The organism is Streptomyces sp. NBC_00459, assembly GCF_036013955.1.
Lineage (GTDB): Bacteria > Actinomycetota > Actinomycetes > Streptomycetales > Streptomycetaceae > Streptomyces.
On record NZ_CP107903.1, the window covers coordinates 3,398,205 to 3,424,571 of the forward strand.

23 protein-coding genes and 1 pseudogene are annotated in these 26,367 nt (G+C 68.9%); 5 read left to right on the forward strand and 19 right to left on the reverse strand.

Annotated elements, in window-relative coordinates; translation table 11 throughout:
* Positions 1-211: 211 nt before the first annotated feature.
* The 3 genes from OHN74_RS14590 to OHN74_RS14600 all read right to left on the reverse strand — a co-directional run bounded on the left by OHN74_RS14590 (position 212) and on the right by OHN74_RS14600 (position 3,380).
* Positions 212-991: a hypothetical protein gene (locus tag OHN74_RS14590; protein WP_327695005.1), complete on the reverse strand. Its 780-nt coding sequence runs from the start codon at positions 989-991 to the stop codon at positions 212-214.
* A 185-nt stretch (positions 992-1,176) separates the two neighbouring features.
* Positions 1,177-1,614, reverse strand: coding sequence for an Imm1 family immunity protein (locus OHN74_RS14595; protein ID WP_327700120.1), 438 nt, complete (start codon positions 1,612-1,614; stop codon positions 1,177-1,179).
* 2 nt (positions 1,615-1,616) lie between these two features.
* Positions 1,617-3,380: an RHS repeat-associated core domain-containing protein gene (locus OHN74_RS14600; protein WP_327695006.1), complete on the reverse strand. Its 1,764-nt coding sequence runs from the start codon at positions 3,378-3,380 to the stop codon at positions 1,617-1,619.
* Between OHN74_RS14600 and OHN74_RS14605 the strand changes: the two genes are divergently transcribed.
* The gene (locus OHN74_RS14605) at positions 3,361-4,917 is read left to right on the forward strand and encodes an FG-GAP repeat domain-containing protein (protein WP_327695007.1); all 1,557 of its coding nucleotides are present in this window, start codon (positions 3,361-3,363) and stop codon (positions 4,915-4,917) included. The two genes, OHN74_RS14600 and OHN74_RS14605, sit on opposite strands and share 20 nt — an antisense overlap.
* 120 nt (positions 4,918-5,037) lie before the next feature.
* Here OHN74_RS14605 and OHN74_RS14610 read toward each other — a convergent pair whose 3' ends face one another.
* Both OHN74_RS14610 and betA read right to left on the reverse strand, forming a co-directional pair.
* Entirely contained in the window at positions 5,038-5,877 is an 840-nt protein-coding gene (locus OHN74_RS14610; RefSeq protein ID WP_327695008.1) for a 5,10-methylenetetrahydrofolate reductase, read from the reverse strand.
* A gap of 9 nt (positions 5,878-5,886) precedes the next feature.
* Positions 5,887-7,566: a choline dehydrogenase gene (gene betA / locus OHN74_RS14615; protein ID WP_327695009.1), complete on the reverse strand. Its 1,680-nt coding sequence runs from the start codon at positions 7,564-7,566 to the stop codon at positions 5,887-5,889.
* A 201-nt stretch (positions 7,567-7,767) separates the two neighbouring features.
* On the opposite strand from betA, the gene OHN74_RS14620 reads away from it, so the two are divergent.
* Positions 7,768-8,514, forward strand: a complete 747-nt coding sequence (locus OHN74_RS14620; protein WP_327700121.1) for an IclR family transcriptional regulator — start codon at positions 7,768-7,770, stop codon at positions 8,512-8,514.
* Between the two features lie 51 nt (positions 8,515-8,565).
* Here OHN74_RS14620 and OHN74_RS14625 read toward each other — a convergent pair whose 3' ends face one another.
* The 6 genes from OHN74_RS14625 to icmF form a co-directional block, all read right to left on the reverse strand.
* Positions 8,566-9,693, reverse strand: a complete 1,128-nt coding sequence (locus tag OHN74_RS14625) for an aromatic ring-hydroxylating oxygenase subunit alpha (protein WP_327695010.1) — start codon at positions 9,691-9,693, stop codon at positions 8,566-8,568.
* Positions 9,694-9,823: 130 nt separating this feature from the next.
* On the reverse strand, positions 9,824-10,990 hold the full coding sequence (locus tag OHN74_RS14630) for an NAD(P)/FAD-dependent oxidoreductase (protein ID WP_327695011.1): 1,167 nt from the start codon (positions 10,988-10,990) through the stop codon (positions 9,824-9,826).
* On the reverse strand, positions 10,987-11,349 hold the full coding sequence (locus OHN74_RS14635; protein ID WP_327695012.1) for a bifunctional 3-phenylpropionate/cinnamic acid dioxygenase ferredoxin subunit: 363 nt from the start codon (positions 11,347-11,349) through the stop codon (positions 10,987-10,989). Before OHN74_RS14635 ends, OHN74_RS14630 begins: the two co-directional genes overlap by 4 nt.
* A gap of 280 nt (positions 11,350-11,629) precedes the next feature.
* Complete coding sequence (locus OHN74_RS14640) at positions 11,630-12,262, reverse strand: MBL fold metallo-hydrolase (RefSeq protein WP_327695013.1); 633 nt, start codon at positions 12,260-12,262, stop codon at positions 11,630-11,632.
* The gene (locus OHN74_RS14645; protein WP_327695014.1) at positions 12,262-13,347 is read right to left on the reverse strand and encodes an S-(hydroxymethyl)mycothiol dehydrogenase; all 1,086 of its coding nucleotides are present in this window, start codon (positions 13,345-13,347) and stop codon (positions 12,262-12,264) included. The genes OHN74_RS14640 and OHN74_RS14645 overlap by 1 nt, the downstream gene beginning before the upstream one ends.
* Positions 13,348-13,440: 93 nt before the next feature.
* Positions 13,441-16,668, reverse strand: a complete 3,228-nt coding sequence (gene icmF / locus OHN74_RS14650; RefSeq protein ID WP_327700122.1) for a fused isobutyryl-CoA mutase/GTPase IcmF — start codon at positions 16,666-16,668, stop codon at positions 13,441-13,443.
* A gap of 233 nt (positions 16,669-16,901) precedes the next feature.
* Here icmF and OHN74_RS14655 point away from each other — a divergent pair, with 233 nt between their 5' ends.
* Together OHN74_RS14655 and OHN74_RS14660 are read left to right on the forward strand one after the other, a co-directional pair.
* Complete coding sequence (locus tag OHN74_RS14655) at positions 16,902-18,935, forward strand: NADPH-dependent 2,4-dienoyl-CoA reductase (protein WP_327695015.1); 2,034 nt, start codon at positions 16,902-16,904, stop codon at positions 18,933-18,935.
* A gap of 54 nt (positions 18,936-18,989) precedes the next feature.
* On the forward strand, positions 18,990-19,538 hold the full coding sequence (locus tag OHN74_RS14660; RefSeq protein WP_327695016.1) for a PadR family transcriptional regulator: 549 nt from the start codon (positions 18,990-18,992) through the stop codon (positions 19,536-19,538).
* Between the two features lie 94 nt (positions 19,539-19,632).
* Here the strand turns inward: OHN74_RS14660 and OHN74_RS14665 are convergent, their stop codons facing one another.
* The 6 genes and pseudogenes from OHN74_RS14665 to OHN74_RS14690 form a co-directional block, all read right to left on the reverse strand.
* Positions 19,633-20,943, reverse strand: a complete 1,311-nt coding sequence (locus OHN74_RS14665; protein ID WP_327700123.1) for a cytochrome P450 — start codon at positions 20,941-20,943, stop codon at positions 19,633-19,635.
* Positions 20,944-21,145: 202 nt separating this feature from the next.
* Complete coding sequence (locus OHN74_RS14670; RefSeq protein ID WP_327695017.1) at positions 21,146-21,739, reverse strand: GTP-binding protein; 594 nt, start codon at positions 21,737-21,739, stop codon at positions 21,146-21,148.
* On the reverse strand, positions 21,714-22,094 hold the full coding sequence (locus tag OHN74_RS14675) for a DUF742 domain-containing protein (RefSeq protein WP_327695018.1): 381 nt from the start codon (positions 22,092-22,094) through the stop codon (positions 21,714-21,716). Before OHN74_RS14675 ends, OHN74_RS14670 begins: the two co-directional genes overlap by 26 nt.
* Positions 22,091-22,492 carry a roadblock/LC7 domain-containing protein gene (locus tag OHN74_RS14680; RefSeq protein WP_164313030.1) on the reverse strand — a complete coding sequence of 134 codons (402 nt, stop codon included), beginning with the start codon at positions 22,490-22,492 and terminating at the stop codon, positions 22,091-22,093. Before OHN74_RS14680 ends, OHN74_RS14675 begins: the two co-directional genes overlap by 4 nt.
* Positions 22,489-23,688 carry an ATP-binding protein gene (locus OHN74_RS14685; RefSeq protein ID WP_327695019.1) on the reverse strand — a complete coding sequence of 400 codons (1,200 nt, stop codon included), beginning with the start codon at positions 23,686-23,688 and terminating at the stop codon, positions 22,489-22,491. The genes OHN74_RS14680 and OHN74_RS14685 overlap by 4 nt, the downstream gene beginning before the upstream one ends.
* A gap of 348 nt (positions 23,689-24,036) precedes the next feature.
* Positions 24,037-24,318: pseudogene (locus tag OHN74_RS14690) on the reverse strand (DUF2087 domain-containing protein); the annotation flags it as partial.
* Between the two features lie 258 nt (positions 24,319-24,576).
* On the opposite strand from OHN74_RS14690, the gene OHN74_RS14695 reads away from it, so the two are divergent.
* The gene (locus OHN74_RS14695; RefSeq protein ID WP_327695020.1) at positions 24,577-24,864 is read left to right on the forward strand and encodes a chaplin; all 288 of its coding nucleotides are present in this window, start codon (positions 24,577-24,579) and stop codon (positions 24,862-24,864) included.
* Between the two features lie 98 nt (positions 24,865-24,962).
* Here OHN74_RS14695 and OHN74_RS14700 read toward each other — a convergent pair whose 3' ends face one another.
* Positions 24,963-25,826: a tyrosinase family protein gene (locus OHN74_RS14700; RefSeq protein ID WP_327695021.1), complete on the reverse strand. Its 864-nt coding sequence runs from the start codon at positions 25,824-25,826 to the stop codon at positions 24,963-24,965.
* Complete coding sequence (locus tag OHN74_RS14705) at positions 25,810-26,286, reverse strand: tyrosinase family oxidase copper chaperone (protein ID WP_327695022.1); 477 nt, start codon at positions 26,284-26,286, stop codon at positions 25,810-25,812. The genes OHN74_RS14700 and OHN74_RS14705 overlap by 17 nt, the downstream gene beginning before the upstream one ends.
* Positions 26,287-26,367 lie beyond the last annotated feature (81 nt).

Consider the following 26,367-nt stretch of genomic DNA (forward strand, 5'->3'; position numbering starts at 1 on the left):
GTCGTCCGGCTCGCCCCCGGAGCCCGAACACCCCGCCAGCAACAACCCCGCGAGCACCCCGGCCGCCGCAACTCCCCTACACCGCACAGCACTTCTCACCATGACCCCGCCCCTCTCTCCCGCCACATCCCGGCCGCCGCCTATCGCCCCGCACCCCCGCACACGGCCGCCTGACGCGTCGGCCCCGTGCGGGGGTGCGGTGTCAAGCGGGTCAGGCCAACTTGCCGGCCTGGGCGGTCACAAGGTCTGCCGGAAAGGTGAAGTCCTCGCCGGAGGTCATGGCCGCCACGTTGGCAACCGTGAAGTGGGCGAGGGTGGCCCCGTCGCGGAAGACGACCACCTTCCACGGGGCGTCGACGCCATCGATCGGGGTGACGGCGGTGAACGCGACCGCCCCTTCACCAGCCTTCGGCGCTGTGCCCTCGGTGACCTTGCTCGCGTCCAGCTGCTCGGAGCCGACAGTCCACTGGAAGCCGCCCGCGCAAGCGGTGACCGCGTCGGCGACGGACTTCAACGCGGCAGTGGCCTCGTCGACGCTCGCGTAGGAGGCGAGGGTCACCGTGCCGGTGTTGATGTCCAGTGCGGCACCACTTCCACCGGTCACCCGCCGGTGCGTGGTCGCCGCCGGCTCCCCCACCGCGGTCCCGGCCACCGCACGCCCCAACGGCGCGCATTCCTCCCCACTCACCTTCACCCCGTCGGCGGCAGTGATCTCGGCCTTCACGGGGGTGGTCACCTCGTACCCGGTCAGATCCGCCTTGGCCAGCGCTGCCGACTCCAACTCGCCGGACGTCAACGGCTTGACGGCGGAGGCTGCGGCCGTGGTCTCTGCGGCGGACGCCGACGTGGAGACATCGGCGTCGACGGAGTCACCGCTGTCCGAGCTGCCGCAGCCGCTGAGCACCACAAGGGACACCAGGACGCAAGCAGCCACGGCACCCGTACGGGCCCGGGCGATGGAACGAGAGTGACGTATACCGGAGTTGTTCACGATGTGCTTAGTTCGCTTTCCCTGTCGCACTGCCCATGACTGACACACCGCCAGCCAAACCTGTTCCCACACCACGCCGCCCACACGACGACCCGGCCAACCACACATCGACGTAGTCCCCCCGCAGAATTCTGCGAGCCCGCCGTCGAGTTGCACCAACCACAACCCCGTAAGTGGTCACCGCATCACCAAGTGTCCACTTCCTGCCACTCGACGCAGGTAGGGCGCTGCCCTCCCGAGGACAGGAACTCCTTGAGGGCCTGGCACACAACAGCAATGGGAATCTCCGAATAGGCCGGGAACTCCGTCATCTGCCCCTGGATGTAATACACAGGTTTAGCCCGACCAGTGGACGGTCCCCGTGTCGCAACGTTCCCGCTTCCGTCCATGAAGGAGAGGACTCCTACCTGAAGGTCCTTGTCGACTCCCGCCATGAGTTCGTGATCGGGATCCCCGAAAGCCGGGAGGAGGTCCCGCTCCGTGGAGTGGATCTGCGCCAGATTCTCAGAGGCCGGGCCCGTCAGAAGTGAACTGATCAGAGCATCGACGTCCTCGGACGTGCTGAGAAAATCCGGCTTCCCTCCGTGCTCCAGCCGGTACCGTACTTCGGCGCGCACCTTCATGATCAACTCGACCCTCCGTAAGTTCGACGTCCGCCCCCTGGCCAGTGCACCGTGAGTGTGCGGTTACTGCCAAGCAGGCCATTCAGAACGTCGTCGCATCCCATTCTGACCGTGCACGGGCCTGTCGGGTAATTGATGAACAGATCAGCATGGCCGACGCCGTCCCGCTGCATGGCGGCAGCAAACTTCTGCTCAACATCCACAGCGCGCCCGGACTTGGCATTTCCCGGCAAACGACCCTGCTGACGCAGCGTTGAATTGACCCAGTCGACCAAGTCACCATCGTCCCCGAGGCCACTCGTCAGCCCTTCGTACCTCGTGCCATCAGCTGCCACGGCGTGACCAGACGTCGCACCTCCCTGATATTCAGGGAGTCTGGCCATTTCTTCGTCGACGTTGACCGACGACGATTCATCGCAGTTGTGGACGAGTACCGGTGCGGCCCCCGCCAGCACATAGTAGGTGTGGACGTTACTGACAGTCAGGTCATGCGTGACCTGCGTCTTGATGTACCGGCTGACCGCGGTGATCTGGACGTGGGTGCCGGCGCTCGTCTGGAGCCACTGGCCGGACTCCAGGCTGCCGCCCTCCACCCAAGTGCCGTCGGTGGGGTCGGCGGCGGGGTCGGTGACCCAGAAAGGGTGAGTGTCAGTGGTCGTCAGCTTCGACGTCGTACCGTCGGCCGTCTTGACGGTCAGGACGGTGAAGTCCTTGTCGTCGTAGGTGGTGATGGTCGCTGCGGCGGTCTCCGTGCCCGAGGTCGTCGACGTCTCGGGGTCGTTGGCGGCCAGCTCGTCGCCGTTCTCGACGTCCTCGATGGCCTTGGTGGTGCCGTCCGCCATCAACACCTGGGTACCGGGCAGGAAGCTGTGGGGCCTGGGGCAGGACGCGCCCGAACCACTGTCGTCGGCGTCCGTGCTGTCCCCGCCGTCGGCGCCGTTGTCCTTGGCCCTCTTCGCGCCGTTGGACTTGGCAGCGGCGGATGCCTTGGTCTGTTCCGCCTTGCCGGCCGTGCCCTTGGAACCCGTGCCGGTCTTCTTCTTCGCGGCGGCCTTCGCCGCCAGGGCCTTCTCCTTGGCCTTCTTCAACGCCTCGGCGGCCTTGCGTTTCGCCTCGGCCTTGGCCCGCTGGACGGCGGCCTTCGCCGCCTTCAGCGAGGCGATGGTCTTGCGGGCGACATCCTTCGCCTTGTTCAGGGCCTTGATGCCGCTGATGATCCGGCCGACGACCTTGGCGACCTTGTAGGCGAGCTTGAAGACCTTCGTCCACGGGATGGCATCCACCAGGAGAGAGCCGCAGGCCCACAGGTCACCCTGCGTGAAGCAGCCCATGACGTCGTCCCAGCCGATGAACTCCTTGAACAGGGCCCAGCCGTACGTCCGCACGATGTCCGCGACCGACCCGGAAAGGATCTTCTCCTGCGCGGCGATCTGCGCGTCCAAAGCCGCCTCGGCCGCGTCGAAGGTCGAGGCAGTGGAGGTCAGACCAGTCGGGTCCGCGTGCGTGACGGGATTGTTGTTGGCGTAGTTGTAGCCGTTGGCCTGGAGCGGGTCGGTGAGATCCAGGACCGGGTCGGCCGACAGGAACCGGCCCGTCGACGGGTCGTACTCGCGCGCCCCCAGATGGGTCAGGCCTGTGGTGTTGTCGTCCGTGCCGCCCACATAACCGGTGTGGGAGCGGAAGTTGGAGCTCTCCGTACGCTCGTTGCCGTACGGGTCGAGCCGCGAGAACTGGACCTGGTTGCCGGTGGCGAGCTTGATCGGCAAGCAGAGCACCATCACCCTGTCCGCCAAGGCCACCGACCCCGACGGCGACCTCGCGTCCCTTTACTTCGAGTACTGGCGGACGAATTACAGCTCCACCACCAAAGTCACCGCCACCAAGACCGCCGCCACCGCCACCGGCGCCGCCTCCTGGTCGATCGCCGCCACCAAGTTCACCGACGGCTACGACTACTCCTGGCGGGTACGGGCCGAGGACGACGACGGAACCGACTCCGGCTGGGCCCCCACCACCGGCACCGACGAATGCCGCTTCACCTACAACACCTCCATCCCCACCACCCCCAAGGCCGTCTCCACCGTCTTCCCCGAGGACCTCAAGCCCGACGGCAGCACCGGCAACGGCAGCGTCTGGTCAACGGAGACCTTCGGCACCTCCGGCGCCTTCACCTTCTCCACCACCGACACCGACGTCGTGAAGTACGCGTACTCCTTCAACTCCACCACCTACGCCAACTACGTCTGCGCCTCCACCTCCGGCACCACCGGCGGCCCCACGGCCTCCTGCTCCACGGTGATCACCTCCAAGACCATCACCGGCAAGCCCACCCTGGCCGGACCCAACGTCCTGTACATCAAGGCGTACGACGCCGCCGGCAACGCCTCCAACGCCAAGAAGTACGTCTTCTACGTCACCCCCAAGGCCGTACCGGACGGCGCCGCCGACTACACCGGCGACCAGATCCCCGACTTCGCCAGCGTCCGCACCACCGGCAAGCTCTACGTCGACAACATCACCAACACCGGCGCCTACGTCGCCTCCACCCCGACCACCCACGACGACGGCACCCTCCTCACCGACGCCACCTCCATCGGCCACTGGTGGAACGGCTCCAGCACCTACGCCCTGATCACCCACAACGGCGACTTCGCCCCCGGCGACGGCATCACCGACTTCGTCGTCCGCACCCCGGACGGCGGCCTCTACCTCTACCCCGGCGACGGATACGGCGGCACCGACGTCTCCCAGCGCCAGAAGATCCAGCTCCCCCCGAACGCCCCGGACCCCGCCACCCTCACCGAGATCAAGTCGATGGGCGACGCGAACGGCGACGAGCAGCCCGAGATCCTCGCCGTCTCCGGCGACGCCCTGTGGATCTTCTCCGGCTACAGCGGCGGCAGTTTCGCCACCGCCACCCTGCTCACTTCGGGCTCCTGGTCGGACCGCGACATCGTCAGCCTCGCCGACTTCAACTCCGACGGCACCGTCGACATGATCTACCGCACCGCCACGGGCAAGCTCTGGCTCCGCCACTCCGCCGCCACCTCCAGCGGCGCCACCGACTGGGCCACCCTGGCCACCTCCGGCGCGAGCCTCGACGGTGACGACCTCTACGGCGAGGGCTTCACCACCGACGTCTACCCCTTCCTGTACGGCAGCCCCGCCATGACCAGCACCGACCTCCCCGACATCTGGGCCATCACCCCGACCGGCCTCCTCTACCGCCTCGACGGCACCGCCACCGGCATCAGCGCCACCACGTACACGGGCAAGACGCTCATCATCGGAGCCATCGGCTAGCAGAGCACCGGGCCTCTTCCGAGTCGGCATCGCAAAGTCGGCAGCCGAATCAAGCAGCGTGCTGCCGACTGGAACTTCCTGACTCGGAAGAGGGCCTGTCACTCGACAAGCGAATGGTGCTCAACCCCCGGCAAGCCGCTCCAGCACAGCCCGCCGCCACAACTCCGTCTCCGCGACCTGATTGAACGTGAACAGGTGCAGCCCCGCCACCCCCGCCCCGGGCACCGTGAGCGCCCCCTCCGCCCGCGAGAGCAACCGCTCTGGCGAATATCCACCAGGCGCGGCGAACCGCAGGAACCACAACGGGTGCCGGGCCAGGAAGCGCGTCGACTCCCCCACCCCGATCTTCGTCGCCATCGACAGCAGCTTCGCCCGCTGCACAGGCCCAGCCACACCCACGTACACGGGCAGGGCGATGTCCCGGCGCCGCACCCGCCCGACCCACTCCCCCAGCACACGGGCGTCGAAGCACAGGTTGCTGACGATGTACGTCGCGTGCTCGCGCTTGTCCCACATGGACTGGATGGTGACGTCGTCGTGGATGAGCGGATGGCTCTCGGGGTAACCGGTCACGCCGACGTGTGTGAACGGGCTGCCCAGCTCGCCGAGCCTGCGCAGCACGGGCAGGGCGCCCTCGTAGGCCCCGGCCGGGGGATCAGCGTCCCCCGCCGGCACGAAGACGTCCTCCACCCCCACCCCCCGCAGCCGGTCGACGACGTCCTTCAGATGCGCGTCGTCCCGCAGCAGCCGGGCAGGCACATGCGGAACCACCCGGTAGCCCTGCGCCGCCAGCCGACCGGCCAGGTCGAGGGTCGGCTCCAGCCCCTTGACCGGCGACGCCGTCACGGTGACGACGACGTCGCGCGGAACGTGGGCGAGAACCTTGTCCTCGGTCGCCTTGGCGGGCAGCACCTCGTAACGGACACGCTCCAGCAGCGTCCGGAGTCCTGAAGCACCCACCGTCCGCCCCTACCCCGCCTGCTGGGTGCCGGCGTCCCGGTGGCGGTAGTACGCCGCCTTGGAGGCGGGCAGCGGCTCCTTGCCGAGGATCAGGTCGGCGGCCTTCTCGGCGATCATCATCACCGGCGCGTAGATGTTGCCGTTGGTGACGTAGGGCATCACCGAGGCGTCCACGACCCGCAGACCCTCCACACCGTGCACCCGCAGGCTCTCCGGGTCGACGACCGCCATCCCGTCCTCCGAGGGCCCCATCTTGCAGGTGCAGGACGGATGCAGGGCGGTCTCGCCCTCCTTGGCGACCCATTCGAGGATCTCCTCGTCCGTCGCCACCTTCGCCCCGGGCGAGACCTCGCCGTCGTTGTAGGGGGCGAGGGCGGGCTGGCTGAGGAGCTTGCGCGCCACGCGGATCGCCTCGACCCACTCCCGCCGGTCCTGCTCGGTGGAGAGGTAGTTGAAGCGCAGTGCCGGGTGCTCGCGCGGGTCCTTGCTCTTGATCTTCACGGAGCCGATGGCATCGGAGTACATGGGGCCCACGTGCACCTGGTAGCCATGGCCGCCGGCCGGCGAGGAGCCGTCGTAGCGGACGGCGATGGGCAGGAAGTGGAACATCAGGTTGGGGTAGTCGACGTCCTCGTTGCTGCGGGCGAAGCCGCCGGCCTCGAAGTGGTTCGTGGACGCCGGTCCCTTGCGGAACAGCCACTGCAGGCCGATGAAGGGGGCGCGCCACTTCGCCATGTACGGCTGCATGGACACCGGCTGCTTGCAGGCGTACTGGACGTACACCTCCAGGTGGTCCTGCATGTTCTCGCCGACGCCCGGGAGATCGTGGACGACGTCGACACCGAGGGCGCTCAGCTCCTCCGCGTTGCCGACTCCGGAGAGCTGGAGCAGTTGCGGGGAGTTGATCGCGCCGCCGCAGAGGATGACCTCCTTGGCACGGACCTGCTGGAGCGCGCCCTTGCCGCGCTGGTACTCGACGCCGACGGCCTTCTTGCCCTCGAACAGGACACGGGTGACCAGGGCACGCGTCTTGACCGTCAGGTTGGGGCGCTTGCGGACGGGCTTGAGGTACGCCTTGGAGGCCGACAGACGACGCCCCCGGTGGACGTTCCGGTCGAACTTGGCGAAGCCCTCCTGCCGGTATCCGTTGACGTCGTCGGTGGGCGCGTACCCCGCTTCCTCCGTGGCCTTGAGGAAGGCGCCGAAGAGGGGGTTGGTGGCCGGGCCGCGTTCGAGGACGAGGGGGCCGTCGTGGCCGCGGAACTCGTCGTCCGGGTCGGCGGCGAGACAGTTCTCCATGCGCCGGAAGTACGGCAGACAGTGCGCGTAGTCCCACTTCTCCATGCCGGGGTCGGCAGCCCAGCGCTCGTAGTCCATGGGGTTTCCGCGCTGGAAGATCATGCCGTTGATGCTGCTGGAGCCGCCGAGCACCTTGCCGCGTGCGTGGTAGACGCGGCGGCCGCCCATATGGGGTTCGGGCTCGGACTCGTACTTCCAGTCGTAGAAGCGGCTGCCGATGGGATAGGTCAGCGCCGCGGGCATGTGGATGAAGACGTCCCACGGGTAGTCGGGGCGGCCTGCCTCCAGGACCAGCACCCGGTTCGCCGGGTCCGCCGAGAGCCTGTTCGCAAGTGCGCTGCCGGCCGATCCGCCGCCGACGATGACGAAGTCGTATTGCAGGGGAGCCATGATGTCTCGTCTCGCTCGCGCCGTAGATACGCGAGGCATGCTAATCCAGTAGCGCGATACGCACCAGGTTGCGGGACACGCAACATGCAAGCTCTTGATTTCCGGGCTGTTACTTGCAATGGCGTTGTTTACTGCGCGTATAGTTTCGCTGTGAGCAACCACAGCACAGACACCGAAACGTCCAATTCACAGGCCGGCGGAGTGCAGTCGGTCGACCGCGCGATCAGCGTCCTGGAGATCCTCGCCCAGCGCGGCGAGGCAGGCGTCAGCGAGGTCGCTGCCGAGATCGATGTTCACAAATCTACCGCTTTCCGGCTGCTCGGCGCGCTGGAGGCGCGCGGTCTGGTGGAACAGGCGGGCGAGCGTGGCAAGTACCGTCTCGGCTTCGGCATCGTGCGGCTGGCCGGCGCTGTCACGGGCAGTATCGACATCACCCAGCAGGGCCGCCCGGTCTGCGAACAGCTCGCCGAGGAGATCGGCGAGACCGTCAACATCGCGGTGATGCAGGAGCACTACGCCGTCAACCTGTTCGAGGCACGCGGCCCCGGAGCCGTCAGCGCGTACAACTGGGTCGGTCAGCTGACCCCGCTGCACGCCACCTCCAGCGGCAAGGTCCTGCTGGCCCACCTGCCCGCGAAGGAGCGCACAGCGCTGCTGAACGGGGCCGGTCTGAAGAAGGTCACCCCGCACACCATCACCGCGAAGACGAAGCTGGAGAAGGACCTCGCGGAGGCACGGGAGCGCGGGTACGCGTGGACGCAGGAGGAGCTGGAGCTCGGCCTGCACGCGATGGCGGCACCGATCCGCGACCGCACCGGGACGGTTGTCGCGGCGGTGAGCGCGTCCGGGCCCTCCTACCGGTTCACCACGGAACGGCTGCACGAGCTGGCACCGCTGCTGATCAAGGGTGCGGCGGAGATCAGTCACCGGATGGGATATCTGGGCTGAGTCGTTGGCCGCGGGTCCGGTGGGGGCTGATCGCGCAGTTCCCCGCGCCCCTCAGGGGCGCTTGCCCAGCCGTTCGTTGACCCAGTCGTGGAAGGCGCCGATGTGGTGCTCACTGGGCACCAGGACGCCGCCCTTCGCGTAGAGCCGGGAGTGCATTCCGGGCTGGGTGCGCTCGCAGGCCTCGAAGTCCTGGCGGTTGACCCGGTCGAAGAGTTCCACCGACCGGCTGACGTCCTTGCCGCTCTCGACGACGTGCGGGAGATACAGCCAGTCGCACTCGACGATCGTGCGGTCGGCGGCCACCGGGTACATGCGGTGGAAGATCACATGGTCGGGTACGAGGTTGATGAAGACCTGCGGTTTGACGGTGATCGCGTAGTAGCGGCGGTCCTGGTCCTCGGCGACGCCCGGGATGCGGTCCAGGCCCTCGGAGCCGTCGATGGTGAACCCCTGGACCTCGCCGCCGAACTCGGCGCCGTGGCCGACGTAGTACTGGGCCGCGTAGCCGTCGGCGAACTCGGGGAGCACCTCGGTGAGTTCGGGGTGGATCGTGGCGCAGTGGTAGCACTCCATGAAGTTCTCGATGATGAGCTTCCAGTTGGCCTTCACGTCGTAGACGATCCGCCTGCCGACCGAGAGGTTGTCGATGTCGTAGTGCTCGATCGACTCGACGTCACCGAGCCGGCCGATGACCTCGCCGATCACGTCCTCCTCGAAGGAGGGCGGGTTCTCCGCGAGGCAGACCCAGACATAGCCGAGCCATTCCCGCACGGCCACGCTCACCAGGCCGTACTCGGTACGGCCGACGTCCGGCATCTTGGTGAGGTTGGGCGCTGCGACGAGCTTGCCGTCCAGTCCGTACGTCCAGGCGTGGTACGGGCACTGGAAGGCCCGCTTGACCTCGCCGGTCTCCTCGGTGCAGAGCTTGGCGCCACGGTGCCGGCAGACGTTGAAGTAGGCGCGGATCGAGTTGTCCCGCGCCCGCGTCACGAGGATGCTCTCGCGGCCGACGTCGACGGTCCGGAAGGCCCCGGGCTTCGCCAGTTCGGACGCGCGCGCGACACAGAACCACATGGTCTCGAATATGTGCTCCTGCTCCTGGGCGAAGATCCCCGCGTCCGTGTAGGAGGAGCCGGGCAGGGTCGCGATCAGGCTGTCGGGCAGGCTGGTCGAGGTCACGGTGCACTCCTCGGAGAAACGTCGTGGTCGTGTGATCCGGTCAACTGGATATGGCGTAGCGCCCCGAAGGGGCGCGCACGTCAGGGGCGCGGGGAACTGCGCGACCAGCCCCCACGGGCGCGCAGACGAATCACCGCACAGCCGGGGCAGCCAACTGCTTGCGCCACCGCACAAAAAGCCGAGGCTGATTCATCCCAAGAACAGCGACCGGCTCCCCGGCCCGCCGATAAACAGCCAGAACGTCACGGTCACCAACCGCACCTTCCTCGACCGCCACGCTGTCGGCGCCCCCCGCATGGCCGACGAACTGGATCTTCACCCCGTACTGATCGGACCAGAAATAGGGCGGCCGGGGCACCCCCGGCTCCACCGCACCGCCCGCCAGCAGCGTGGCCACGGCAGCGGCGGGACGCTCCAGCGCACCCGTCCAGTGCTCGACCCGGCGATGGGCTCCCGCACGGGGGTCGTACCAGTTGGCGCAGTCTCCGACCGCGACCACACCGGCCAGGCTGGTGCGGCCGTCGGCGCCGCACTTGACGCCGTTCTCCAGGGCTACGCCGGACCCTGCCAGCCAGTCGACGCAGGGCCGCGCGCCCACCCCGACGACGACGATGTCGGCGGGAACGCTGCGCCCGTCCGCCAGCAGAACGGCCTCGACCCGGTGCTCCCCGCTCAGCCCCTTGACGCCGACGCCGCACAACAGCCGTACGCCGTGGTCGGCGTGGAGGCCGGAGACGACGGCGCCCATGGTCTCGCCGAGCGGTCCGGCGAGCGGTGTCGGGGCGGCCTCGATCACCGTCACGTCGAGGCCGAGGGCGTACGCGGTGGAGGCGACCTCGGCGCCGATGAAGCCGCCGCCGATCACCACCAGCCGTCCGCCGCGAGCCAGTTCGTCGCGCAGGGCGCGGGCGTCGTCGAGGGTGCGCAGGGTGTGCACGCCGGTCAGGCCGTCGGCGCCCGGCAGGGTGCGGGCGGCGGCGCCGGTCGCGATGACGATCCCGTCGGCGCGGACGTTCCGGCCGTCGGCGAGGCGGACGGACCGGTCGGTGCGGTCGAGGCCGGTTGCGCGGGTGCCCAGCAGCCACTCCGCGCGGAGGTCCTCGCCGTCCGTCTCCAGTCCGAGATCCGCCTCGCCGAGGGTTCCGGCCAGGAACTCCTTGGACAACGGCGGTCTGTCGTACGGGCGGTGAGCCTCGTCGCCGATCAGAACCAGCCGTCCGTCATAGCCCTGCTTGCGCAGGGAGCGCGCCGCCGACAGTCCGGCCAGCGAGGCGCCCACCACGGCCACCGTCCTCACGCGGGACCCCCGGCGAGCCGGGACGCGATACAGGGCGGCAGGTTGGGGGCGTCCGTGGACACCCGTACGTAGATCATGCCGTCCTCGACGACGACCTCGTGCGTCCGCACCGGCAGCTTGGCCGGCGGGGAGTCGACCGCGCCGGTGCGCAGGTCGAACTTGGAGGCGTGCAGCGGGCATTCCACCTCGCAACCCTCCAGCCAGCCGTCGGCGAGCGAGGCATCCTGGTGGGTGCAGGTGTCGTCGATGGCGAAGACCTCGCCGTCGTCGGTGTGGAACACCGAGACGGGCGGGTCGATGTCGAGCCGGAAGGCCTCACCTCGCGGGAGATCCGCGAGTCGGCACGCGGGAATCATCATGACACCTCGGTGCGTATAGCGAAACGGATTGCGGTAAGCGCAACGTCAGTTTGAGGGCGCCCAGAACCCTTGTCAAGAAGTCCAGAGCCCGGGATGAGGCATTGCTCGGGTTGCGCCCTGAACAACGCGATGCGTATTGCACAACTGGAAAACGCAGCAGGCCCGATGTCCGAATGAGCGCTTCAGCGCGGCTCAGACAGACATCGGGCAGGCATCGGGCAGGCATCGGCCGGCAAAGTCCCCGGTCAGGGACGTATGGATCGCAGATCGACCCGGACGATCAGAAACCGCGGTCGATCCACTCCTGGAGGTGCGGGGCCTCGGCGGCGACGGTGGTCGTGTCTCCGTGCCCGGTGTATACGACGGTGTCGCCGGGGAGGGTGAGCAGCCGGTCGCGGATCGAGTCGACGATGGTCGGGAAGTGGGAGTAGGAGCGGCCGGTGGCGCCGGGTCCGCCCGCGAAGAGCGTGTCGCCGCCGAAGAGGGCGCTCAGGGCGGGTGCGTAGAGGCAGACCGCGCCCGGGGCATGGCCGGGCGTGTGCAGCACGGTCAGCTCGACCCCGGCGACGGTCAGCACCTGGCCGTCGGTCAGCGAGGCGTCGGGTTCCCGGTCCGGGTGGGTCTGCTTCCACAGCGGCAGGTCGTCGCCGTGGAGCAGGATCGGGGCGCCGGTACGCGCGGCGAGGGCCGGGGCCGCGTCGATGTGGTCGTTGTGGGCGTGGGTGCACACGATGGCCCGGAGAGTGCGACCGCCGAGGGCCTCGGCGATGGCGTCGGCGTCATGGGCGGCGTCGATGACGAGCGCTTCGCTCTCGTCGCCGATGATCCACACGTTGTTGTCGACGTCCCAGGTGCCGCCGTCGAGCGAGAACGTGCCCGAGGTGACCAGACGTTCTATACGGGCGCCGGCCATCACAGCACCACCACCGAACGCAGTACGTCGCCACCGTGCATCCGCTCGAACGCCTTCTCCACCTCGTCGAGCGCGATGGTCTCGGTCACGAAGGCGTCCAGGGGGAGGCGGCCCTGGAGGTAGAGGTCGATGAGCATGGGGAAGTCGCGGGAGGGCAGGCAGTCGCCGTACCAGGACGACTTCAGCGAGCCACCGCGCCCGAAGACATCGATCAGCGGGAGCTCCAGCTTCATCTCCGGCGTCGGCACCCCGACCAGCACGACCGTCCCGGCGAGGTCACGGGCGTAGAACGCCTGCTTGTACGTCTCCGGGCGGCCGACCGCCTCGATGACCACGTCGGCGCCGTTGCCGCCGGTCAGCTCACGGATCGCCTCGACCGGATCGGTCTCCCTGGAGTTGACCGTGTGGGTCGCGCCCAGCTTGCGGGCGGTCGCGAGCTTGTTGTCGTCGATGTCGACGGCGATGATCCTCGCGGCGCCGGCCAGGTTCGACCCGACGACCGCCGCGTCCCCGACCCCACCGCAGCCGATGACCGCGACGGAGTCGCCACGGCCGACGTTCCCGGTGTTGATGGCGGCGCCGATTCCGGCCATCACGCCACACCCCAGCAGCCCGGCGACAGCGGCCGAGGCTGCCGGGTCGACCTTGGTGCACTGTCCGGCCGCGACGAGCGTCTTCTCGGCGAACGCCCCGATACCGAGCGCCGGGGAGAGTTCCGTGCCGTCGAGCAGGGTCATCTTCTGCTTGGCGTTGTGCGTGTTGAAGCAGTACCACGGACGCCCGCGCAGACAGGCCCGGCAGTTCCCGCACACCGCACGCCAGTTGAGGATCACGAAGTCACCGGGAGCCACGTCCGTGACCCCCTCCCCCACCGACTCCACGACCCCGGCCGCCTCATGACCCAGCAGGAAGGGGAAGTCGTCGTTGATCCCGCCCTCGCGGTAATGCAGGTCGGTGTGGCACACACCGCAGGCCTGGATCTTCACCAGCGCCTCGCCCGGCCCGGGGTCCGGCACGAGGATCGTCTCCAGGCTGACGGGGGCGCCCTTGCCCCGCGCGACGACAGCACGGACCTGGTGAGTCATGGCCACTCCTCGACTACTGGATGTTGCTCATTGCGGCACGCATCTCACGTGCCGCAACAAAGCATCATGGAGGGCGGAGCGCCGGTCAAGGATTCAGACGTTCCTCCGGTACTGGCCCCCGATCTCGAAGAACGCCTCGGTGACCTGGCGCAGGGTGCACACCCTGGCCGCCGCCATCAGTGCCTCGAAGGCGTTGTCGCCGCCCACGGCGGCCTCCTTCAGCCGGGCGAGCGCCTGCGTGGCCTCCGCTCCGTGCGTGTTCCGGAAGTCGCGTACGCGCGCGAGCTGGGACTCCTTCTCCGTCTCCGTGGCACGGGCGAGCTCGACCTCGTGGGGCGCTCCCTCACCGCCGGGCCGACGGAAGGTGTTGACGCCGATGATGGGCAGCGTGCCGTCGTGCTTGCGCTGCTCGTACAGCATCGACTCGTCCTGGATGCGCCCGCGCTGGTAGCCGGTCTCCATCGCGCCGAGCACGCCACCGCGCTCGTTGATCCGGTCGAACTCGGCGAGCACCGCCTCCTCGACCAGGTCGGTGAGCTGGTCGATGATGAACGACCCCTGGAGCGGGTTCTCGTTCATCGCGAGCCCCCACTCGCGGTTGATGATGAGCTGGATGGCCAGCGCCCGCCGCACCGACTCCTCGGACGGGGTGGTGACGGCCTCGTCGTAGGCGTTGGTGTGCAGGGAGTTGGCGTTGTCGTAGATGGCGATCAGGCCCTGCAGGGTGGTGCGGATGTCGTTGAAGTCCATCTCCTGGGCGTGCAGGGACCGCCCCGAGGTCTGCACGTGGTACTTCAGCTTCTGACTCCTCTCCCCCGCCCCGTACCGCTCCTTCATCGCGACGGCCCAGATCCGGCGGGCGACCCGGCCGAGGACGGAGTACTCCGGGTCCATGCCGTTGGAGAAGAAGAAGGACAGGTTGGGCGCGAAGTCGTCGATGCGCATACCGCGCGCCAGGTAGGCCTCGACGTAGGTGAATCCGTTGGCCAGGGTGAAGGCCAGCTGGCTGATCGGGTTCGCCCCGGCCTCGGCGATGTGGTAGCCGGAGATGGACACCGAGTAGAAGTTGCGGACCTTCTGCTCGATGAACCACTCCTGGATGTCGGCCATCATCCGCAGACTGAACTCGGTGGAGAACAGACAGGTGTTCTGCCCCTGGTCCTCCTTGAGGATGTCGGCCTGCACGGTGCCGCGCACGTTCGCGAGCGCGTGCGCCCGCAGCTCGGCGGCCTCCTCGGGCGAGGGGTCGCGCCCTTCCGCCGCCCGGAACTTGTCCACCTGCTGGTCGATGACGGTGTTGAGGAAGAAGGCCAGCACGGTCGGTGCCGGGCCGTTGATCGTCATCGACACCGAGGTGGTCGGCGCGACGAGGTCGAACCCGTCGTAGAGCGCCTTCATGTCGTCCAGGGTCGCCACGGAAACCCCGGACGTGCCGACCTTGCCGTAGATGTCGGGGCGTTCGTCGGGGTCACGGCCGTAGAGGGTGACGGAGTCGAAGGCGGTGGACAGCCGGGTGGCCGGCTGGCCCTCGGACAGCAGCTTGAAGCGCCGGTTCGTACGGAACGGGTCGCCCTCCCCGGCGAACATCCGCGCCGGGTCCTCGCCGTCGCGCTTGAAGGGGAACACCCCGGCGGTGAACGGGAAGAGGCCGGGCAGGTTCTCCCGGCGCCAGAACCGCACCAGTTCGCCATGGTCGGTGAAGGCGGGCAGCGCGACCCGGGGGATCAGGTTGCCCGACAGGGACTCGCGGTTCAGCTTCGTACGGATCTCCCGGTCCCGTACCTTCACCACCTGCTCGTCGCCGGAGTACGACGCCACGACCGCGGGCCAGTCGAGGATCTGGTCCCCGATCTCGTGCGGGAGGTCCCGGTGGGCGTTCGCGAGCAGCGACTCCACGCCCGCCGGGTCGGCACCGGCCTCGACGAGCTCGCCCCTGACGGCGTCCAGCCGCTGCACCCGCCGGGCCGCTTCGGCCAGCGCTTCGGTCCGGTCGTGGTAGGCGCGGACCGCCTCCGTGATCTCGGCGAGATAGCGCACCCGCTCGGCGGGCACCACCCGCCGGATGCCGGAGGAGTGCCGTACGGAGACCGGCGCCAGGGCGCCCTCGGCCAGCGGCAGCCCCCGCTCGGCCAGAGTGGCCTTCAGGTGCTGGTAGAGCGCGGTGACACCGTCGTCGTTGAACGTGGCCGCCGAGGTGCCGTACACCGGCATGTCCTCGGGCTTCTTGCCGAACGCCTCGCGGTTGCGGACCAGTTGGCGGCCCACGTCACGCATCGCGTCCTTGGCGCCGCGCCGCTCGAACTTGTTGATCGCCACGACGTCGGCGAAGTCGAGCATGTCGATCTTCTCCAGCTGCGAGGCGGCGCCGAACTCCGGCGTCATCACGTACATCGACGTGTCGACGTACGGCACGATCGCCGCGTCGCCCTGCCCGATACCCGGCGTCTCCACGATCACCAGGTCGAACCCGGCGGCCTTGACCACGTCGATCACGTCGGACAGGTGCTCGGGCAGCTCACGGCTGCCGCGGGTGGCCAGGCTCCGGAAGAAGATCCGGCTGCCGTCCAGTGAGTTCATCCGGATGCGGTCGCCGAGCAGCGCACCGCCGCCCCGACGCCGGGTGGGGTCCACGGCGATCACCGCGATCCGCAGCTTGTCCTGCTGGTCGACGCGGAACCGCCGTACCAGCTCGTCCGTGAGAGACGACTTCCCGGAGCCGCCGGTGCCGGTGATCCCGAGGACCGGCGTGACCCGTGCCGCGGCGGCGGCGCGCACCTGCTCCAGCAGCTCCGGGGGCAGCTTGCCCAGTTCCGCACCGGTGAGGGCACGGGCGATGGCGAAGCGGTCGCCGGTCAGCACGGCGGCGGCATCGACCGGCTTGCTCTCCCAGAGGTCGAAGTCGCAGTCCTTCACGACCGAGTTGACCATCCCGGCGAGGCCCATCCGCTGCCCGTCCTCGGGCGAGAAGATGGTCACGCCGCTGCGGCGCAGCCGGGTGATCTCCTCGGGCACGATGACACCGCCGCCGCCCCCGACCACCTGGACGTGCTCGGCCCCCTGCTCGCGCAGCGACTCGACGAGATACTCGAAGTACTCCACATGCCCGCCCTGGTACGACGAGACGGCCACCCCGTGCGCGTCCTCCTCCAGCGCCGCGTCCACGACCTCCCGCACCGACCGGTTGTGCCCCAGGTGGATCACCTCGGCGCCCTGGGACTGGAAGATCCGCCGCATGATGTTGATCGAGGCGTCATGCCCGTCGAACAGCGCGGAGGCCGTCACCAGGCGGACGGGGTGCACGGGACGGTGGAGATCGTTCACGGTCATGGGGGCCTTCCCAAAACGCGCCGGGGAGCGCGACATGGATTTAGTTGGACGTCCTAGTAAAAAGGATACTAGGACGTCCGACTAAATAGCGGGAGTGGCGCCGGCCGCGTTTCCGGCCCGATGTGCCGCACGCCATTGTGCAACTAGTTGCACAACCCCTCCCCCGTCCTCTAGAAAGGCAGGACCGACCCAGCCCAGCCCCGCCCCGCGCCGCCCCGGAGGCCCCCATGAGCCGATACCCCCACCTGCTGAACCCCCTCGACCTCGGCTTCACCACCCTCCCCAACCGCGTCCTCATGGGCTCCATGCACGTGGGCCTGGAGGAGGCCGAACACGGCTTCGAACGCATGGCCGAGTTCTACGCCGCCCGTGCCCGCGGCGGCGTCGGCCTCATCGTCACCGGCGGCATCGCCCCCAACGACGCCGGGCGACCCGGCGTGGGCGGCGCGAAACTCACCACCGACGCGGAAGCCGACCAGCACCGGACGATCACCGACGCCGTACACCGCGAGGGCGGCAGGATCGCGATGCAGATCCTGCACTTCGGCCGGTACGCCTACCACCAGGACCTGGTCGCCCCGAGCCCTCTCCAGGCCCCCATCAGCCTCTTCCCCCCGCACGAGCTCACCGACGCCGAGGTCGAGCAGACCATCGACGACTACGCCCGCACAGCCCTCCTCGCCCGCCGGGCCGGCTACGACGGCGTGGAGATCATGGGCTCCGAGGGCTATCTGATCAACGAGTTCATCGCCGCTCAGACCAACCACCGCACCGACCGCTGGGGCGGCTCGTACGAGAACCGCACGCGCTTCCCCGTCGAGATCGTGCGGCGGGTGCGCGAGGCCGTCGGCGAGGACTTCATCGTCATCTACCGGCTGTCCATGCTGGACCTGGTCCCGGGCGGCTCCACGCTCGACGAGGTGATCACCCTCGCCAAGGCCGTCGAGGCGGCCGGCGCGACCATCATCAACACCGGCATCGGCTGGCACGAGGCCCGGATCCCCACCATCGCCACCTCGGTGCCGCGCGGTGCGTACACCTGGGTGACGAAGAAGCTCATGGGCGAGGTCGGCATCCCCCTCGTGACCACCAACCGCATCAACACCCCCGAAGTCGCCGAGGAGTTGCTCGCCGACGGGTGCGCGGACATGGTGTCGATGGCCCGTCCTATGCTCGCCGACCCCGACTTCGTCAACAAGGCACGCGAGGGGCGTCCCGAGGCCATCAACACCTGCATCGGCTGCAACCAGGCCTGCCTCGACCACACGTTCAGCGGCAAGATCACCTCCTGCCTGGTCAACCCGCGCGCCTGCCACGAGACGGAACTCGTCCTCTCACCGACCAAGCTGCGCAAGCGGGTTGCCGTCGTCGGCGCCGGACCCGCCGGACTCGCCTGTGCCGTCTCCGCGGCCGAACGCGGCCACCAGGTCACCCTCTTCGACGCCGCGCCCGAGATCGGCGGCCAGCTGAACGTCGCCCGCAAGGTCCCCGGCAAGCAGGAGTTCGACGAGACCCTGCGCTACTTCCGCCACCAGCTCGACGCCCACGGCGTGGACGTACGCCTCAACACCCCCGTGACCGCAGGCGACTTCGCGGACCACGCCGGTCACCCGGGCTACGACGAGGTCGTCGTCGCCACCGGCGTCACCCCTCGCATCCCGGACCTCCCGGGCGTCGACCACCCGAGCGTCGTCGGCTATCTCGACGTGCTGCGCGACAACGTGACCGTCGGCGACCGCGTCGCGATCCTCGGCGCGGGCGGCATCGGCTTCGACGTCGCCGAGTACCTCACCGACGGCGGCGACAAGACGAGCGAGGACCCGGTGGCGTACTTCCGCGCCTGGGGCGTCGACATGGACTACCGCACCCCGGGCGGGCTGGCCGCACCCGAACGCCCCGCCCCTCCCCGCAGTGTCCACCTGCTCCAGCGCAAGGCGTCCAAGGTCGGCGCCGGACTCGGCAAGACCACCGGCTGGATCCACCGCACCGAGCTCAAGCACCGGGGCGTCACCATGACCCCGGGCGTCCAGTACGACCGCATCGACGACGCCGGTCTGCACGTCACCGTCGACGGCACCTCCACCGTCCTGCCGGTCGACACCGTCGTCCTGTGCACCGGCCAGGACCCGCGCCGCGACCTCTACGACGAGCTGCTCGCCGCCGGCCGCAGCGTGCACCTGATCGGCGGCGCCGACGTGGCCGCCGAGCTGGACGCCAAACGCGCCATCAAGCAGGGCACCGAACTGGCGGCGGCACTCTGACACTCGTACGAGCACACCAGCCCCAGGCAGGCCCCGGTCCCTAGGATTGAGTTCATGTCACTCCCGCACGCGATCCTCACCGCCCTGCTCGAAAAGCCTTCCTCGGGGCTGGAGTTGACCCGACGGTTCGACAGGTCGATCGGCTACTTCTGGTCGGCCACACATCAGCAGATCTATCGCGAGCTGGGAAAACTGGAGGCCGAGGGGCACATCCGCGCCCTGCCCGCCGAGCAGCCCACCCGCGGGCAGAAGAAGAGCTACGAGGTCCTGCCCGCGGGTCGCGCCGAACTGGCCCGCTGGACCGCCGCGTCCCAGGACCCCAAGCCCTACCGCGACACGATGCTGCTGCGGCTGCGCGCCTCGGCGGTCGTCGGCACCGAGGGCATCGAGGCCGATCTGCGCCGCCACCTCGCCCTGCATCAGCAGCAGTTGACCGAGTATCAGAACATCGAGGAGCGGGACTTCCCACCCGGTGCGGGCAGCCCCCAGGACCGCCTCCAGCACCTGGTCCTGCGGGCGGGCATCGACCTGGAGACCTTCTGGACCCAGTGGCTCACCCACGCCCTGGCGGAGTTCGCGGAGCTTCCCGGCGAAAACGCGTGAGCGCCCCGTGTCCGAGGCCAGGCCTCGGACACGGGGCGCTCACGGCAGTCAAGCCGATCGGTTCAACAGGTCGAAGTGGATGAGCAGTTGAGCCTCAGAGCCGGAAGACGTCGAGGAAGGAGCTCCAGAATCCCTTCTTGCGCTGTTCCTGCTGGGCCGCCGGGGCCGGGGTCTGCTGTGGCGCCGGACGCCGTACCGGTTCGATCGTCGGCGCCAGGTTGCGCAGGGCCGACGCCATCCGGGTGGCCGGCGTCGGGCTGAACCGCGCCGGCAGCGCGGCCAGCGCGCGGTGGAAGGGGCCGGGGCGCCACACCAGGCTGTCCTGCGGGACCGCGAGGGTCAGGTCGGGCAGCGCGTTGAGGATCCGCTCGATCGCCGTGAGCGCGATGACCTGGGCCGGGTCCTTGGCGGGGCAGGCGTGCGGGCCCGCGCCGAAGCCCAGGTGCGCGCCCTTGCTGGCCAGTTGCCGGGCCTCGTTGAGAGCCGGGTCGCTGTTGGCGGCGGCGAAGCTGATGACGACCGGGCTGTTCGCGTCGACCGACACACCACCGAGGTCGACGTCCTGCAACGCGTAGTGCGTCGCGTAGTTGGCGATGGGCGGGTTGTTCCACAGCACGTGCTCGATGGCTTCCTCGACCAGCATGCCGCTGCCGCGCTCGGACGGGCCGTCGGTCAGCAGCAGGAGCAGGGCACTGGCTATGAGGTTGCGCTGGGGTTCCAGGCCGGCGCCCATCAGCACGATCAACTGGTCCCGGAGTTCCTCGTCGTTGAGGCCCGCGGAGTGCTGGATGAGCCAGGAGGTCACGTCCTCGCCGGGCTCGCGGCGCTTGAGCGTGATCAGCTCCTGGAGACAGGTGACGACCTGCTCCAGACCCTTGAGCGCGTCGTCCTGGCCGTCGAACATGGCGGACATGCCGGAGGTGAGGCGGTCGCCGATGTCGGCCGGGCAGCCGAACATCTTGTTGAACAGCAGGAGCGGGATCAGCTTGGCGTAGTCGTTGAGGAGGTCGGCCCGGCCCCGCTCGCTGAACTGGTCGATCAGATAGTCGGCGATGGGCTCGACGTCCCGCCGGATGCGGCTGATGCTCAGCTTGGCGAGGCTCTCGGTGACGGCCTTGCGCAGCCGCAGGTGCACCGCACCGTCGGTGAACAGGACGTTGGGCCTGTACATCATCATCGGCAGGACCGGGCTGTCGAGGGAGATACGGCCCTCGTTGAGCGCGGCCCAGCGGCGCGAGTCACGGGAGAACAGGGTGGTGTTCTGGAGCACCCTGAGGGCCATCTCGTGCTGGACGACGAGCGTGGCGTCCACCCCGGGGGCGAGTTCGACGGGCGCCGCCGGACCGTAGGCGCGCATCTGGTCGTACAGGCGGTGCGGTTCGGCGGCGAAGTCGGTGCCGTGCATGGGGCATCTGGCGGGCGCGCTCGGGGTGGCACCCGCGTGCTGTGTGTCCATGAGGGTTCCTTAGGGTTCCCCGCACGTCGGGGCGGGGGACGGGGGTGAGGAAAGACCTTGTACGAGGCTGTGTCCCGGACGGCCCGGACGACCTGGACCCCCTGTCCGGACCCCCTGTGCGGGGAGGGGTCCGAAAGGGGGATACCGGGGTTCAGGCCGCGCGGGTGAGCAGGTGCTGGACGAGGGCGATCAGGGCCCTCGCCGAGGACGTCTGGTCCCGGGCGTCGCAGTAGACGACCGGGGTGTCGGGCAGCAGGTCGAGGGCCTCGCGGATCTCGTCCTCGTCGAACTCGCCGGCCACCGGGTCGAAGGTGTTGACGGCGATGGCGTACTCCAGGCCGTACTTCTCGACCAGGTCGATCACCGGAAACGTTTCAGCGAGCCGGGACGGGTCGACCAGGAGCAGTGCTCCGAGCGCGCCGCGGGCCATGTCCTCCCACAGCTGCATGAAGCGCTGCTGACCGGGCGTACCGAACAGGTACAGCACCAGTTCGTCGCTCAGCGTGAGCCGGCCGAAGTCCAGCGCGACCGTGGTCGTCACCTTGTCCGGCGCGCCCTTCAGGTCGTCCACCTGGGCGGACGCCTGGGTCATCTTCTCCTCGGTGCGCAGCGGGGCGATCTCCGACAACGAGCCGATGTACGTGGTCTTGCCCACGGCGAAGTGCCCTACGACAAGGATCTTCGCGGTGGTGGTGACCGCGTCTGAGACGTAGATCGTCTCAGCCGTAGAGCGATTCGAGTCCATGCAGCACCTTTTCGATGATTCCTCTGTCGACGGACTGGGCGCGTGGGGGCGCGGCACGGCGCAGGAGATGACCTTGTTCGAATAAATCGGTCAGCAGGAGTCGAGCCACACCCACCGGCAGCGACAGATGCGCCGCGACCTCCGCGACGGAGAGGTAGCCGCCGCCGCACAGGTCCCAGATGGCCCGTACCTCGGGGCCGGCGCCGAGCGGCATCTCCCGTTCGGGAGCCAGTGTGACCAGGGTGTGCAGGGACAGGTCGTCGGCGGTCGGCAGCCGTCGCCCGCCCGTGATGACGTACGAGCGGACGAAGTCGCTGGTGACCGTGACCGGAGCTTCCTCGCCGTGCGCGTTCATGCTTCCGCACCGGCGTTCTGGCGCGGCGGAGTGGTCATCGCCTTGCCGAGCGCCCCCACCTGCTGCTGCATCCGGAACGACATGGCCTCCATGTCGACGTCCAGCGCCGCCGACACGGCGAGGTAGGCGCCACTGCCCGCCGCGATGAGGAATATCCAGCCGCCGTCGTACTCGATCAGCGTCTGCTTCCACAGGCCGAGTCCGAAGCCCACGAAGGGGGCGACGGCCCGGCTCAGGGACTGCATCGAGCTCATCGCGGCGGCGTTGGTCTCCGCCGCGTCGCGGTCGATGTCGCTGGACCGCTCCAGCAGCAGGCCGTCGGCCGAGACGAGGATCGCGTGACGGGCGCCGCGCACCTGCAGCACGTCGTTCAGCACCCACGACAGATCGGGATTCACTGGTCCTGTGGTCCTTCCATGGTCGTCGTGTCCCGCCCGAGCAGCGTTCCGCGCTGGAACGCACCGATACGTGAGGCCGTCACCTCGTTGTTGTGCTCCGCAGGTTCCGGTGGCGGTGGCACCACCGCGACCGGGCTGCCACGCCGTCGCCGCTTGGGCAGACCACCGGCCGTCGTCCCGATCGGACGCGGCGGTCCGCCGGGCGTTGCCACCGGGGTCAGCCGCTGCGGGGCGACCGGAACCTCGGCCCGGGGTTCGGCCTTGGCGGCCCCGCCCTCGGGCTCGGGAACGTCCGTCGTCAACAGGTTCTCCGGCAAGAGAATCACCGCCCGTACGCCGCCGTAGGGAGACACCGAATCGACCGAGACCTTGAAGCCGTACCGGGTGGCGAGCATCCCGGACACGGCGAAGCCGAACTTCGGCGGGTCGCCGAGGCTCGTGATGTCGACCGGTGCCTGCGGGGAGAGCAGCACGGAGGCTCGCGCCTTCTCCTCCGTGTTCATGCCGAGTCCGGCGTCGTCGACGATCAGGCAGACACCGGTGGGTACGGCCTGGATGTTGATGTCGACGCGGGTGCCGGGCGCGCTGTAGTTGGTGGCGTTGGCCAGCAGTTCGGCCAGGACCACCGCGATGGGCTCGACGGCCCGGCTGGCCACCGTCACGTTCACCTGGGTGTTGATGGTGACGCGGTCGAAGTGCTTGATGCGGCCCTGGGCACTGCGGGCGACGTCGTACACGGAGGCGGTGGACTCGCGCCGGCCGAGCCAGCCGCCGCACAGCACGGCGATGCCCTGTGCGCGTCGGCCGAACTGGCTGTTGGTGTGGTCGATCATCATCAGGTCGCTGAGGACCTGTTCGTCGTCGCCGTAGCGGCGCTGCGACTTCTCGATGATCAGCTGCTGTTCGTCGGCGAGCACCTGTAGCGTCCGCATGGCGGACTTCAGGACCGCCTTGGTGTCCTCCTCAGCGTCCTTGCGCACCGCCGACAGATCGCCCGCGTGCTCCGCGTTCAGTTGGGCGTATTCCGCATAGAGGCGGTCGCGTTCACTCTGCACGGCTTCACGGGCGTTCTGCAGGTCGCTGTTCTTCCTGCGGAGCGCCATGTTGGTTCTCCGGGCCCGCATCACTGCGACGACCGCAGCGACCAGGACCACTAGCAAGATCCACAGCAGTGGATCCTGGATCAATGACGTCATGAGACTCTCTTCAAGTCGCCTTGCGACAGGAGCAGTTGCAGTCCGGTGGGTCCTGGCCTGGAACTCGGGCCTCGCCCGGTGGCGTACCTTACCGGCGGACCAACTCAGCCACTCCTTCGCGTGGGGCCCTTAGAGACTGCCCCCGTGCGCGTGGCGCGCCTCAGCCTACTGAAAGTGGGATGATCTTAGCAGTCAAGGGAGCGTCAAAAAGGTTCCGCTTAGGCTTACTTGGAGACCTTCACACAGGATTCGCGAACGCGCCCACGGCAGTTAAGGCCCCGACGCCCGCCGAACGCACCACAGGCCCGCTCCCCTGTTCCCCGGGGAGCGGGCCTGTGTGCGTACGACTCAGGCGGCCTGGGCGCCGAGATCGGCCTCGGCGGGCCGCCAGTAGACGCCGTCGCTGCGCCGCAGGTGGTTCAGGTCCACCAGATGCCGGCGCAACGTCACATGGTCGATACGGCTCGCACCCTCGCACCACACCCGCAGCCGCTCGTCGACGAGCCGCTCCGCGTACTCGACGCCGGGCTCGAAGGTCTCCTCGGCGATGTACCGGAGCACGATCAGCTTCCGGCTCCAGCGGGCAGGCAGCCGCACGAGTCGGCCGTCCTCCCGTACGAAGGTCCGCAACACGTTCTCGGTCTGCTGCCGCTCGTTCTGCTCGGCTCGGTCGGATGCCATGCCCGCGAGGCTAACGGGTGCGCGGACGGTCTCCCACCACTTTTCCCGTCAGGTTTTCCCCGACCGCGCTCCCGGCCGTTCTCCTGACCGCTCTTCGAAAAGGGTGACGCCCGGCCGAACGCCGTTACCAGGCGTGAGTGGGCGCGTTGTAGGGGAAGTGCGGGCGCGAGTCGAGTGTCCGCATTCATCGAACCAAAGGAGAACGTGATGTCTCGCATCGCGAAGGCAGCCGTCGCCGCGCTCGGCACCGGTGCCGTGGTGCTCGGCGGTGCCGGTATGGCCACGGCTGACGCGGGTGCCCAGGCCGAGGCCGTCGGCTCGCCCGGCGTCCTGTCCGGCAACGTCCTGCAGGTCCCGGTCCACGTGCCCGTCAACGTGTGCGGGAACTCGGTCAGCGTGATCGGCCTGCTGAACCCGGCCTTCGGCAACACCTGCGCCAACGTCAGCGACGACGGCCACAACGGCAACCCCGGCCCCGGCGGCTACGGCAGCTGATCCGTCGTACGCAGGCACCGGAAGAGCCCCGACGGTTCCACCGTCGGGGCTCTTCCATGTCCCGGCCCGTACCCTCTACTACCTCGTCAGGTACCTCGTCACGCGTACCGGTAGACGTCGCTGTGGTCCTCCAGCTGGTCCGGCGTCAGGTCCCACGGCGGCAGTGTCTCGTGCCGGGCGACGACCCGGCCGCGCTGCGCGTCACCGACCCGCGGCGGCCGCTCGGGCAGATAGCGGGCACCGTGCCGTTGCTGCCAGCGCGACCAGCACAGGTCGACGAAGGCGTGGTGCAGCCAGAAGACGGGGTCGTTGACCGAGGCACCGCCGACCATGTGCCCGCCGACCCAGCGGTGGACGCGGTTGTGGTTGCGCCACGAGGCGGGGCCCCGCCCGCTCCCCCACCCTTCGAGCCTGTTGCGGAAGCCTCTCGCGGCCGTCGAGTCCCACGGCGACACGTCGTAGACGGGATCGTCGAGGGCCGAGTCCAGGTCCTGCCGGGTCGGCAGTGTGAGCGGCTCGCGGGAGCGGCCGAGGTCCCGGGTGAGGAAATCGCCGTCGGTGACGCTCTCCTTGATGGTCCAGTCGCCGTGGTCGTAGGCGAAGGGCCCGGTCATGACCCGCTGGTCGAAGGAGCGCCCGGTGCCGCCCAGCAGGTCCTCGCTCCAGGGCACGCCGGCCCTCGTACGGTCCCGGGTCCAGTCCCAGTACGGCAGCGTCACCGAAGGATCGACCCGCTGCAACGCCTGCTCCAGGTCCAGCAGGAACTGCCGGTGCCAGGGCAGGAAGGACGGCGCCATGTGGGCCGTCCGCAGGCCCTTCTCGCCGTCGGAGACGTAGTACTCGATGTGCGTGCGCACGAACTCGTCGTACTCGCCCCGCCGTTTGACCTCAAGGAGCGCCCCGACGAATCGTCGCCGCTCGGAACGCGTCAGCGTGCTGACGTCCTTACGCGTGTACGCCATGACCGTCCTCTCCCCCGCCGGCGACCGTCAACCGCCGCCCGGGCCCCAGCTCGTCGACGGCGGCGCGGGCCGCCTCCACTGCCGTGGGGTACGAGCGGTAGTGGTCGACCATGCTCAGATACGTCCCGTCCGCACGCCGCATCAGATGCAGGGGCCGCCCGTCCACCGTGACGTGCCACCGCCCGTCGCCAGGTCTGCGCAGGGCCTGCGCCATGTGGTCGAGGTGGTCCGCGTGTCCGGCGTCGGCCTTCATCCCGCGCAGCCGGCGGCCCCGGTACGTCTCGTCGAACGTCGCCGCCTCGTCGCCGTCCTGGTTCCGCCGGGGCCACGCGGCGGCGACGACCGGGACCACTGCCAGGGCGAGGGCCGACACGCACAGGGCACGCAGCGCGTCCCGCCGTGTACCGGAACAGGCGCGGGGACCTTCCGGTCCCCGCGGCCTTCTGCTGACGAACAACACTCTCTCCCCATCTCCTAGTTCGGCTCGTTCGGTAACGGCGACCGCCCGGTGACCGGGCCCGGGTGTCGATCCCGGGCCCTG